Origin of the sequence: Mycobacterium sp., from assembly GCF_035314665.1 — a bacterium.
Lineage (GTDB): Bacteria > Actinomycetota > Actinomycetes > Mycobacteriales > Mycobacteriaceae > Mycobacterium.
Genome location: NZ_DATFZD010000439.1, coordinates 1 through 11,952, shown reverse-complemented (window position 1 = coordinate 11,952; position 11,952 = coordinate 1). Strand labels below are relative to the sequence as shown.

The 11,952-nt window shown below is 67.3% G+C and carries 8 protein-coding genes and 2 pseudogenes; 7 read left to right on the top strand and 3 right to left on the bottom strand.

All coding sequences use genetic code 11. The features are described from left to right. From VKI00_RS31920 to VKI00_RS31910, 3 genes and pseudogenes are all read left to right on the top strand, one after another. A pseudogene (locus VKI00_RS31920) lies at window positions 1-957 on the top strand (translational GTPase TypA); the annotation flags it as partial. 209 nt (window positions 958-1,166) lie between these two features. Further along, window positions 1,167-3,080: an ABC transporter family substrate-binding protein gene (locus VKI00_RS31915; protein WP_324447220.1), complete on the top strand. Its 1,914-nt coding sequence runs from the start codon at window positions 1,167-1,169 to the stop codon at window positions 3,078-3,080. 48 nt (window positions 3,081-3,128) lie between these two features. Next, window positions 3,129-3,866 (top strand): class I SAM-dependent methyltransferase, encoded by a 738-nt coding sequence (locus VKI00_RS31910; RefSeq protein WP_324447218.1) that lies wholly within the window; start codon window positions 3,129-3,131, stop codon window positions 3,864-3,866. On the opposite strand, the gene VKI00_RS31905 is transcribed toward VKI00_RS31910, so the two are convergent. Next, window positions 3,850-4,482, bottom strand: a complete 633-nt coding sequence (locus tag VKI00_RS31905) for a TetR/AcrR family transcriptional regulator (protein ID WP_324447217.1) — start codon at window positions 4,480-4,482, stop codon at window positions 3,850-3,852. The genes VKI00_RS31910 and VKI00_RS31905 overlap by 17 nt on opposite strands. Window positions 4,483-4,607: 125 nt before the next feature. On the opposite strand from VKI00_RS31905, the gene mshB reads away from it, so the two are divergent. The 4 genes from mshB (at window position 4,608) to VKI00_RS31885 (ending at window position 9,550) form a co-directional block, all read left to right on the top strand. Further along, complete coding sequence (gene mshB / locus VKI00_RS31900; RefSeq protein WP_324447216.1) at window positions 4,608-5,513, top strand: N-acetyl-1-D-myo-inositol-2-amino-2-deoxy-alpha-D-glucopyranoside deacetylase; 906 nt, start codon at window positions 4,608-4,610, stop codon at window positions 5,511-5,513. A 108-nt stretch (window positions 5,514-5,621) separates the two neighbouring features. After that, complete coding sequence (locus tag VKI00_RS31895) at window positions 5,622-6,038, top strand: hypothetical protein (protein WP_324447219.1); 417 nt, start codon at window positions 5,622-5,624, stop codon at window positions 6,036-6,038. Window positions 6,039-6,184: 146 nt separating this feature from the next. Further along, the gene (locus VKI00_RS31890; RefSeq protein WP_324447215.1) at window positions 6,185-8,755 is read left to right on the top strand and encodes a bifunctional FO biosynthesis protein CofGH; all 2,571 of its coding nucleotides are present in this window, start codon (window positions 6,185-6,187) and stop codon (window positions 8,753-8,755) included. 30 nt (window positions 8,756-8,785) lie between these two features. Next, complete coding sequence (locus VKI00_RS31885) at window positions 8,786-9,550, top strand: maleylpyruvate isomerase N-terminal domain-containing protein (protein WP_324447213.1); 765 nt, start codon at window positions 8,786-8,788, stop codon at window positions 9,548-9,550. 6 nt (window positions 9,551-9,556) lie between these two features. On the opposite strand, the gene VKI00_RS31880 is transcribed toward VKI00_RS31885, so the two are convergent. Next, a complete protein-coding gene (locus VKI00_RS31880) occupies window positions 9,557-11,584 on the bottom strand; it encodes an NADPH-dependent 2,4-dienoyl-CoA reductase (RefSeq protein ID WP_324447211.1) in 2,028 nt (675 codons plus the stop codon). Continuing rightward, window positions 11,581-11,952, bottom strand: a pseudogene (locus VKI00_RS31875) (PadR family transcriptional regulator); the annotation flags it as partial. The pseudogene VKI00_RS31875 and the gene VKI00_RS31880, both read right to left, overlap by 4 nt.

Genomic DNA, 11,952 nt, shown 5'->3' with positions numbered 1-11,952 from the left:
CCGGACCACGCCCGCGCGCTCCCTCGCATCACCGTCGACGAGCCCGCCATCTCGGTGACCATCGGCACCAACACATCTCCGCTCGCGGGCAAAGTGTCCGGGCACAAGCTCACGGCGCGCATGGTGAAGTCGCGGTTGGACACCGAGCTGGTCGGCAACGTCTCCATCCGGGTCGTCGACATCGACCGGCCCGACGCCTGGGAGGTGCAGGGACGCGGCGAGCTGGCGCTGGCGGTGCTGGTCGAGCAAATGCGCCGGGAAGGCTTCGAGCTCACGGTGGGCAAGCCGCAGGTGGTGACCAGGACGATCGACGGCAAGTTGCACGAACCGTTCGAGGCGATGACGATCGACTGCCCCGAGGAGTTCGTCGGGGTGATCACCCAGTTGATGGCAGGCCGTAAAGGCCGCATGGAGGAGATGGCCAACCACGCCGCGGGCTGGGTCCGGATGGACTTCATCGTGCCAAGCCGCGGCCTGATCGGCTTCCGCACCGACTTCCTGACGCTCACTCGCGGCACCGGCATAGCGAACGCCGTGTTCGACGGATACCGGCCGTGGGCCGGTGAGATCCGGGCCCGCCACACCGGGTCGCTGGTGTCCGACCGGACCGGCACCATCACGCCGTTCGCGCTGACGCAGCTCGCCGATCGGGGCCAGTTCTTCGTCGAGCCCGGCCAGGACACCTACGAGGGAATGGTCGTCGGGATCAACCCTCGTCCGGAGGATCTCGACATCAACGTCACCCGCGAGAAGAAGCTGACCAACATGCGATCGTCGACCGCGGACGTCTTCGAAACGCTGGCCAAGCCGCTCGAGCTCGACCTGGAGCAAGCGATGGAATTTTGCGCGAACGACGAATGCGTAGAGGTGACGCCTGAGATTGTCCGAGTCCGCAAGAACGACCTGGACGCCACCACCCGTGCGCGTAGCAAGGCTCGGGCCAAATCGCGCGGCTAGTTAGTTGTCACACCAGTCACGCCAACCCCGGCAGCGAGCCATGGCATTGTGTTCAAAAGCGATGGCGCATGCGACATCGCCCAGGCAGTGATATCGCCCGCGTCACCAAACCGAAAAGGCCACTAATCCTCCAGCCAGCGACGGAAGAGGCCGCTGAGTCTCGTGAGGTTTCAGCAGCCGTTGATCAACCGTTGAGCCTCGATACCCTGTTGGGCGTGCCGAAACGAGCCCGCCGCGCCTGGCTAACCGTCGGCGTGCTGGTTTCGACGCTGGTGCTGGGCAGCTGCGCCGTCAGCCCACCGCCGGCCCCGCAGAGCACCGAGACCACGCGGAGCACCGCGCCGCCGCCGCTGCGGAAGACGCAGATCATCATGGGTATCGACTCGATCGGCGCCGGGTTCAACCCGCATCTGCTGTCCGATCTTTCAGCGGTCAACGCCGCGATCGGTGCGTTGGTGCTGCCCAGCGCGTTCCGTCCGATCGCCGACCCGGCCACACCGACCGGGTCCCGTTGGGAGATGGACCCGACGCTGCTGGTATCCGCCGATGTGACCAACGAGAACCCGTTCACGGTGACCTACAAAATCCGGCCGGAGGCCCAGTGGACCGATAACGCTCCGATCGCCGCCGACGACTTCTGGTATCTGTGGCGCCAGATGGTCAGCCAGCCCGGCGTGGTCGACCCGGCCGGCTACGACCTGATCACCGGAGTGCAGTCGATCGACGGCGGAAAGCAGGCGGTGGTCACATTCTCCCGGCCATACCCGGCTTGGCGCGAGTTGTTCGACAACATCCTGCCCGCGCACATCGTCAAGGATGTGCCGGGCGGTTTCCCGGCCGGGCTGGCGAGCGCCCTGCCGGTCACCGGAGGACAGTTTCGGGTGGAAAACATTGACCCGCAACGCGACGAGATCCTGCTTGCCCGCAACGATCGCTATTGGGGGCCGCCGGCCAAGCCGGATCTGATCCTGTTCCGGCGCGCCGGGGCACCGGCCGCGTTGGCCGATTCGGTCCGCAACGGCGACACTCAGGTGGCCCAAGTACACGGTGGCTCAGCGGCTTTCGCGCAGTTATCGGCGATCCCGGATGTGCGGACCGCGCGAATCATGACGCCGCGCGTCATGCAGCTCACGTTGCGCGCCAGTGAGCCCAAGCTGGCCGACGCCGCGGTCCGTAAGGCCATTCTGGGACTGCTCGACGTCGACTTGCTCGCCGCCGTCGGCGCCGGCAGTGATAACACTGTCAGCCTCGATCAGGCGCAGATTCGCTCGCCCAGCGACCCTGGCTACGTGCCGACCGCACCGCCGGCGCTGACCAGAACCGAGGCGTTGGGGCTGCTGGAAGCGTCGGGATACCAAATCGAAAACGACACCTCGGCGTCGGTCACACCGCCACCCCCGGCGCCCTCGGCGCCGCCGCGGCCGGCCAATGGGCCACCAGAGATCACCCGGGGCCGCATCAGCAAGGACGGCAAGCAGCTGTCCCTGATCATCGGCGTCGCGGCGAACGACCCGACATCGGTGGCGGTGGCCAACACCGCCGCGGACCAGTTGCGCAATGTCGGCATCGCCGCAACGATTTTGGCGCTCGATCCGGTGGCGCTGTACCGCGACGCGCTGGTCAACAACCGGGTGGACGCCCTGGTCGGTTGGCGCGAGGTCGGCGGGAATCTGGCGACGCTGCTGGCCTCGCGCTACAGCTGCCCGGCACTGGAGGCGACGGCGGTGTCGACGGCGACCCCCCCGTCGAACCCCCCGGCTTCTTCGGACCCATCCGCGACGGCAAGAGCGACTCCTGCCACCACGCCGACGGCGCCCAGCTCGACCGCGCCCAGCCGGGCGCAGGAACCCGGAGCGCTGGTGCAGGCGCCGTCCAACCTCACCGGTATCTGCGATCACAGCATCCAGTCGCGTATCGATGCCGCGCTCGCCGGCAGCGCGAACATCAACGACGTCATCAACGAGGTCGAACCACGGCTGTGGAACATGTCGACCGTGCTGCCGATCCTGCAGGACGCCACGATCGTCGCCGCGGGTCCCAGTGTGCTCAATGTGAGCCTCTCGGGCTCGGTGCCCGTCGGGATCGTCGGCGACGCCGGGCAGTGGGTCAAGACCGCGCAGTAGGCCGCCAGCATAGTAGCCGCCAGCGTTCCTTGCGGGTACGTTGGTCTCATGACAGATGACATCGACCCCATGTTCGAGGAGCTGTATGGCCGCGAGGACTCGAGCGAGGGCCTAATCCCGTGGGACATTGGCGGCCCGCAGCCGGTGGTGCAACAGTTGGTCGCCTACGGAGCCGTGCGCGGCGAGGTACTCGATCCGGGCACCGGTCCGGGCTATCACGCCATCCACTATGCGTCTCAAGGCTATTCGACCACTGGCGTGGACGGCTCGCCCTCGGCGATCGAGCGCGCCAAAGCCAACGCCCGGCGAGCCGGTGTGCAGGTGGACTTCCAAGTAGCCGACGCCACCGTGTTGGACGGGTTCGAGAGCCGGTTCGACACCGTTGTCGACAGCGCGTTCTATCACGTGTTCCTCGACGACCACGATGGCCAAACCCGTTACGCCCAAGCGCTGCACCGCGCCACCAAGCCCGGCGCGCGGTTGTTCATGTTCGAGTTCGGCCGCCACAACGTCAATGGCCTGCAGTTCGACGGCCTGCCGGCCGACAACTTCGAGCAGGTATTCGGCTCAAACGGGTGGCACGTCGACTATGTCGGCACCTCGACCTACGTAGGTGTTTTCCGGCCCGAGACGCTCGAATTTCTGAACAGCATGACGAGCGCCAGTCCCGACTTGGCAGCGCGGTTCGGGCCACTGCAGGATCGGCTGAAAGCCATTGGGCCACTGCTGGATAACCATCGCGTGCACTTCCCGGTCTGGGCGGTCGCGGCTACCCGCCTGGACTAGCGTCAGCCACTGCGGGCGCCGGCGACAGCGGGGCGACCACGGTGTCAACGATGTGTGCCAGTTGGCGCTTGTTCGGTGGAGCGCCGGTGAGTAACAGCTGTTGGTTGATCAACGCCGGGCCGACCCGCGCGGTGTAGGGCGTCACCGCGGCGGCGTTGATCTCGCCGTTGGCCACGCCGGCCTGCAGAATCGACTCGGTAATCCGCAGGCGCGGTGTCACGACGGCGTCGGCGAACAGGGCGCGCAACTCCGGCTCGTGCAGGAGCTGATTCATGATGGCCAGGCTCGGAAACGCCGTCTTGCCGGCAAGCACGTCGCAGTGCGCGGTGAAGACGGCCAGCAGGTTCTCCCGCGCCGATCGTTCGGCACGGGGCTCCGGCACCGGCGGTAGCGCATAGAGCAGCGCCGCCTGGACCAAGTCGTGCTTGGAAGACCAGCGCCGGTACAGCGCGGCCTTGCCGGTGCGGGCCCGCGCGGCGATCCCTTCCATGGTCAGCCCGCCGTAGCCGACCGCAGCCAGTTCCGCCAGCGTCGCGTCGTAGAGGGCGTCTTCGAGTTCCTTGCCCCGCCGCCGTGTGCGGTTGGCCGTTGGCATGGAGTTGGTCTGCGCTGCCATCCGTTGATAGTAGCCACCGGCGTTTCTTTTGGCGAAACGGCGGCTTTGCCGGTCCAGCGATTCTCACTGCGGGCCACCGGGTTACGTCTTCGCTACCTGCGCATCACAACCGGTATGGTGCGTCCATGCAGGAGACCCCGCGGCTGTTGTTCGTACACGCCCATCCGGACGACGAGAGCATCACCAACGGCGCCACGATCGCCCATTACGCCGCCCGCGGCGCTGCGGTGCATGTCGTCACCTGCACCCTCGGCGAAGAGGGCGAGGTGATCGGCGACCGGTGGGCACAGCTCGCCGTCGATCAGGCCGACCAACTCGGCGGCTACCGCATCGGCGAACTCACCGCGGCGCTGCATGCGCTGGGTGTCAGCGCGCCCATCTTCCTGGGCGGCCCGGGCCGCTGGCGTGATTCGGGCATGGCGGGCACCGAACCGCGCGGCCGGCCGCGCTTCAGCGACGCCGACGAACGCGAGGCAGTCGGCGCGCTGGTCGCCATCATTCGCGAGCTGAGGCCGCACGTCGTGGTCACCTACGACCCCAACGGCGGATACGGGCATCCCGACCATATTCAGGCCCACGTGGTCACCACGGCAGCGGTGGCGGCGGCCGGCGCCGACGACTACCCAGGCACGCCGTGGACAGTGCCGAAGTTCTATTGGACGGTCATCGCCCGCAGCGCCTTTAGGGCGGGTTGGGAGGCGCTGAGCCCCGGCGATCTGCGGTCCGAGTGGATCATTCCGCCGCCCGACGGGGACTTCGGCGAACTCGGCTACCCCGACGGCGAGATCGGCGCCGTCGTCGACGATCCGGACGCGTTACCGGCCAAGACCGCGGCGCTGGCCGCGCACGCCACCCAGTTGACGCTCGGCCCGACCGGCCGTGCGCTGGCGTTGTCAAACAACTTGGCCCTGCCGGTCGTCGCGCCGGAGCACTACATTCTGGTGGCCGGCGCCGCGGGGGATCGCGACCAGCGCGGCTGGGAGACCGATCTGCTCGCCGGACTCGGTCTCACCGAGCCCGCCACGCGGTAGGCTTCCCGGCATGGATCCGGATCTGGACTACAACCAGCAACACTGGCAGGACCGACTGGACCAGTGGGTGCTGATGTCCATCGTCTCGCAGTTGGACAGCGTCCCGACCTGACCGCCACCAAGCCCCGCGTCGGGCAGATCGACGACATCGGCGCGACGGACCCGGCAATTCGCATCGTCATTCTGGCGTTACTGGCCGTCGACGGGATTCTCTCCGCAGTCGCCGGGGCGCTGCTGCTGCCGTCCTATATCGGTTCAATCCCGTTTCCCATCAGTGCGGTGATCAGCGGTCTGGTCAACGCGGCCCTGGTGTGGGCCGCCGGGCGATGGACCACGTCAGCCAGGCTGGCCGCGCTGCCGCTGTGGACCTGGCTGCTGACGGTCCTGGTGATGTGCGCGCCCGGCCCGGGCGGCGACGTCATCTTCGGTGGGCGCGGACTGCTGGCCTACTCCCCATTGCTACTGCTCGTGGCGGGTTCGGCGCCACCGCTTGCGGTGCTGCTGCGGCGCCGAACCGAAAGCTGACGACCCACCCGACCTGGCATATCGGGCGAATGAGGGCAGGGGCCCGCTGATGGGCGGCTGGACGCTACTGTTGCGCACATGGCACGCGTCGGGGATGCAGATAGTTGCGCGCGGATGAAATCCGGGCGGACGGGAGTTACACCAACGTGCCACTGACTCCGGGCGAAGAACCGACGTTCCTGCCCAGCCCGTCGGTGCCGCCGCAGTCCAACACGTCCACGATGCGGCGGGTGTTGCGGCGCGCCCGCGACGGCGTTGCGTTGAACGTCGATGAGGCGGCGGTCGCGATGACCGCCCGCGGCGACGATCTGGTCGACTTGTGTCGCAGCGCGGCGCGGGTACGCGATGCCGGCCTGGAATCGGCGGGACGGCGTGGCGCCGGCGGACGGCTGCCGATCAGCTACTCGCGCAAGGTGTTCATCCCCGTGACGCATCTATGCCGCGACAACTGCCACTACTGCACATTTGTCACCGCGCCTGCCAAGCTACGTGCCCAGGGCGCCGGGATGTTCTTGGAACCGGATGAAATTCTCGAGATCGCCCGTCAGGGCGGCGAACTCGGTTGCAAGGAAGCACTGTTCACCCTTGGCGATCGGCCCGAAGATCGGTGGCCGGAGGCGCGCGAGTGGCTGGACGAGCGAGGCTACGACTCGACATTGTCCTATGTGCGGGCGATGGCGATCCGGGTGCTGGAGGACACCGGGCTGTTGCCGCACTTGAATCCCGGCGTGATGAGCTGGTCGGAGTTGTCGCGGCTGAAGCCGGTGGCGCCGTCGATGGGGATGATGCTGGAGACGACGTCGCGGCGGCTGTTCGAAACGAAGGGCCTGGCGCACTATGGCAGTCCCGACAAAGATCCGGCCGTTCGGCTGCGCACGTTGACCGACGCGGGACGGCTGTCCATACCGTTCACCACCGGTCTGCTGGTCGGTATCGGCGAGACGCTCACCGAGCGCGCCGACACGCTGCACGCTATTCGCAAGTCGCACAAGGAGTTCGGACACGTTCAGGAAGTCATCGTGCAGAACTTCCGCGCCAAAGAACACACGGCGATGGCCGCGACGCCCGACGCCGGTATCGATGACTTCCTGGCCACCGTGGCGGTGGCCCGACTGGTGCTCGGCCCGGGAATGCGCATTCAGGCGCCGCCGAACCTGGTGTCGGCCGACGAGTGCATCGCGTTGATCGCCGCGGGTGTCGACGACTGGGGCGGCGTCTCGCCGCTGACGCCCGATCACGTCAACCCCGAGCGGCCCTGGCCCGCCCTCGACGAGCTCGCCGCCGTCACGGAACAGGCGGGATACGACCTGGTGCAGCGGCTGACGGCGCAACCCAAGTACGTGCAGGCGGGCGCGGCCTGGATCGATCCGCGGGTCCGGGGCCACGTCGTGGCGCTGGTCGACCCGGCCACCGGACTGGCCCGTGATGTGAAGCCGGTGGGCATGCCGTGGCAGGAGCCCGACGACGTCGCGTCGTCGGGCCGGGTGGACTTGAACGCGTTGATCGACACCGAAGGCCGCAACACCGAAGCCCGCAGCGATCTGCTCAGCGCTTTCGGTGACTGGGATTCGATCCGGTCGCAGGTGCACGAGTTGGCCGCGCGTGCTCCCGAGCGCATTGACACCGACGTGCTAGCCGCATTGAGCGCGGCGGAGCGTGATCCTGCCGGTTGCACCGACGCCGAGTACCTGGCCTTGGCCACCGCTGACGGTGCTGCGCTGGATGCCGTTGCCGCGCTGGCGGATTCGTTGCGCCGCGATGTGGTCGGTGATGACGTGACGTTCGTCGTCAACCGCAACATCAACTTCACCAACATCTGTTACACGGGCTGCCGGTTCTGCGCCTTTGCCCAGCGCAAGGGCGACGCCGACGCTTATTCGCTGTCGACCGCCGAAGTCGCCGAACGTGCCTGGGAGGCGCATGTAGCCGGCGCCACCGAGGTATGTATGCAGGGCGGTATCGATCCCGAGCTGCCGGTCACCGGCTATGCCGATCTGGTCCGCGCCGTCAAGGCACGGGTGCCGTCGATGCATGTGCACGCGTTTTCGCCGATGGAGGTCGCCAACGGTGTGACCAAGAGCGGCTTGAGTATTCGCGAGTGGCTGACCAGCCTGCGGGAGGCGGGCCTGGACACCATCCCGGGCACCGCCGCGGAGATCCTCGACGACGAAGTCCGCTGGGTGCTCACCAAGGGCAAGCTGCCGACCTCGATGTGGATCGAGATCGTGACCGCCGCCCACGAGGTGGGCCTGCGGTCGTCGTCGACGATGATGTACGGACATGTCGACAACCCGCGACACTGGGTCGGTCACCTCAACGTGTTACGCGACATTCAGGACCGCACCGGAGGTTTCACCGAGTTCGTGCCGCTACCGTTCGTGCATCAGAACTCGCCGTTGTACCTCGCCGGCGGGGCACGACCCGGGCCAAGCCACCGGGACAACCGCGCTGTCCATGCGTTGGCCCGGATCATGTTGCATGGCCGCATCTCTCACATCCAAACCAGCTGGGTCAAGCTCGGCGTCGAGCGCACGCAGGTGATGCTCAACGGCGGTGCCAACGACTTGGGCGGCACGCTGATGGAGGAGACCATCTCGCGGATGGCCGGCTCCGAACACGGATCGGCCAAGACCGCCGCTGAGCTGATGGCGATCGCCGCGGGCATCGGTCGCCCGGCACGCCAGCGCACCACGACGTACAGTCCGCTCGCGGCGTAGTTGTCGGTGGCGCCGGGTATACCGGAAGCCGTGAGCGCAAAGATCGACACCGACCGATTCCCCGAGTGGCAGCCGTTCATCGACGCGGTACAGCAGCGTCGGCCGGACGCCGGCACCTGGTGTGAGGCCTGGACCGTCCGCGACATCGTCATCCACCAGGCCGGCAACGCCCTCGAACTCGCCCGCGTGTTGGGCGGGCACCTGGCCGGCGAACCGGTTGCCACCCGCACATTCGAAGAACGCGAGGCGCCGCTGCGTGCCATGAACGCGACGGACCTGTGGGCAGCCCTGCACACCAACATGGCGTTGCTGAATGAGACCGCCGAAGCCGGCGACGATGTGCCGGCCGATACCGACGTGGCATGGACCGGGCGCACCATGAAAGTGCCGTGGTTCGCCGAGCACATGCGCGAAGAGCTGGTCCTGCATGGGTGGGACATCACCGGCGACGATGCGGCGGCCCAGGCCCGGATGGCACAGCCGTGGATGACGACCCATAGCGTGCTGGCGGTGGGAAAGCCGCTGTTGGCCAAGGGCGTCAAGCAACTACGGCCCGGCGAGCGAATCGAGGCGCGGCTGCGGGTGGCCGATGGCGACGATGTGGTGGTCAACGCGGACGCTGAGAGCACCACCATCCGGCTTGCCGACCCGGACGGTCCGGCCACGCTGGAAACCGATGCCGCGACGCGTGTGCTGCTGTTGTGGGGCCGGCGGCCCGCCGACCCGTCGCGCATCTGCAGCCGCGTCGGTCCGGAAACCCTGGGCCGGGTGCGCAGTCTGCTGGCCGGATACTGACCGCGGCTACAGCCGGGCCGCCAGCTCGGTGCCTTGCTTGATGGCGCGCTTGGCGTCCAGCTCCACGGCGAACGCCGCACCGCCGATGATGTGCGGGTCGATGCCCACGCACCGCAGCTCGTCTTCCAGGTCGCGCACCGGCTCCTGGCCCGCGCACACCACCACGTTGTCCACGGCCAGCAGCTGCGGCCGCTCTCGCTTGGGACCGAAGCTGATGTGTAGCCCCTCGTCGCTCACCCGCTCATAGTTGACTCCGGAAAGCTGGTGCACGCCTTTGGCTTTCAACGAAGCCCGGTGTACCCATCCGCTGGTCTTGCCCAGCCGCTTGCCTTGTGCACCGTTCGTGCGCTGCAGTAAATACACTTCACGCGCCGGCGGGGCCGGGATCGGGGTGGCTAGCGCGCCGCGGTGCTCCCACGGGTCGCCAGCACCCCACTCCGTCTTCCAATCTTTTAGGCTTAGAGGTTCATGCGTCGGTGACTCGTCGGTGACCAGCAGCTCGCTGACGTCGAAACCGATGCCACCGGCCCCGATCACGGCGACGGTTTTCCCGACCGGCTTGACACCGGTGATGGCCTCCGCATATGTCAGGACCATCGGATGATCGATTCCCGGGATAGCCGGAATCCGCGGTGCGACGCCGGTGGCCAGCACGACATCGTCGTAGCCGGCCAGCTCAGCCGCCGACACCCGAGTGCCGAGCCGGACCGTCACGCCATGCTTGTCGAGCATCGTCGTGAAATATCGAATGGTTTCGGCGAATTCCTCTTTGCCCGGGATTCGGCGGGCCATGTCGAATTGGCCGCCGATGAACTCGTTGGCCTCGAACAGCGTGACCTGGTGGCCTCGCTGAGCGGCGTTGACCGCGATCGCCAGTCCGGCCGGGCCGGCTCCGACCACCGCGATCGAGCGGGTGCGCCGGGTCGGCGAAAGCACCAGCCGCGTCTCGCGGCCGGCCCGCGGGTTGAGCAGACACGACACCGTTTTCTTCACGAACGCGTGATCCAGACAGGCTTGGTTGCAGGCGATGCAGGTGTTGATCTCGTCGTCGCGTGCGGCTTGCGCCTTGAGCACCCACTCCGGGTCCGCCAGCAACGGGCGCGCCATCGAGATCAGCTGCACGTGGGTGTCGGCCAGGATTTGTTCGGCCGCCTGCGGCATGTTGATCCGGTTGGACGCCACCACCGGAATATTGACGTGTCCGGCGACGGCGTGGCTGATGTCGACGAAAGCGCTGTTGGGCACCGATGTGACGATCGTCGGCACCCTCGCCTCGTGCCAGCCGAATCCGGAGTTGATCATCGTCGCGCCAGCTGCCTCGACATCGGTTGCCAGCGAGATGATTTCGTCCCAACTCTGGCCGTCTTCGACGTAGTCGGCCATCGACATCCGGTAACAGATGATGAAATCGGATCCGACCGCCGCCCGGCTGCGGCGCACGATCTCGACCGGGAACCGGCGGCGCTTCTCCGGTGTGCCGCCCCAGGCGTCGCTGCGCTTGTTGGTACGCGGGGCCAGGAACTGGTTGATCAAATAGCCTTCACTGCCCATGATTTCGACGCCGTCGTAACCGGCCTCGCGGGCGAGCAGCGCGCAGCGCGCGAAGTCGTCGATCGTGCTCTGCACACCGCGTGACGAGAGTCGACGCGGACGGAACGGGTTGATCGGCGCCTTGATCGACGACGCACTGACCGAAAGTGGATGGTAGGCATACCGTCCGGCGTGCAGGATCTGCAGCAGGATCTTGCCGCCCGCTTCGTGCACCGCGCTGGTGATGCGACGGTGCCGGCGGGCCTGCGCGGAGGAAACCAGTTCCGCGGCCAACGGCAGCAACCAGCCGGTCCGGTTGGGCGCATAGCCACCGGTGATGATCAGTCCGACGCCGCCGCGGGCGCGTTCGGCGAAGTACTCGGCGAGCCGGTCGATATGGTGAGCGCGATCTTCCAGACCGGTGTGCATCGAACCCATGATCACCCGGTTGCGCAGCGTCGTGAACCCAAGGTCCAACGGGGACAGCAGGTTTGGATAGGTCACGGCTTCTCCTGTTTCGAGTCCGGTAATGCCGCGGTCACCTCGTCGAGCCAGTCGACGGTGCTTTCCTCGGCGCGGATCCCGCCGCGCAGCACCAGATATTGGTGCAGCGCGCCGCCGCGCAGCGCCGATGGGTCGGGAAACTGCCGCTTCTCGAATCCGCGGTAGATGTCCAACAGTTGGGCACGCTCGGCGCGCAGCGCGGAGACCTGTGTCCGCAGCGCTGCCAAGTCGCCGTAGGCGGCGCCGCGCAGCTTGACGGCCACGTCACGGGTGCGGGTGTCGCTGAGGGCGCCGCCGCGCCCGGTTAGCGGCTCGGCGATCCACCTGGCCAGCTCGGCGCGGCCGGCGTCGGAGACGGTGTAGACCCT

Bases quoted from the DNA above. Each gene is read 5' to 3' on its own strand.
- mshB (WP_324447216.1), top strand. From the start codon at position 4,608: ATGCAGGAGACCCCGCGGCTGTTGTTCGTACACGCCCATCCGGACGAC.
- VKI00_RS31910 (WP_324447218.1), top strand. From the start codon at position 3,129: ATGACAGATGACATCGACCCCATGTTCGAGGAGCTGTATGGCCGCGAG.
- VKI00_RS31905 (WP_324447217.1), bottom strand. From the start codon at position 4,482: ATGGCAGCGCAGACCAACTCCATGCCAACGGCCAACCGCACACGGCGG.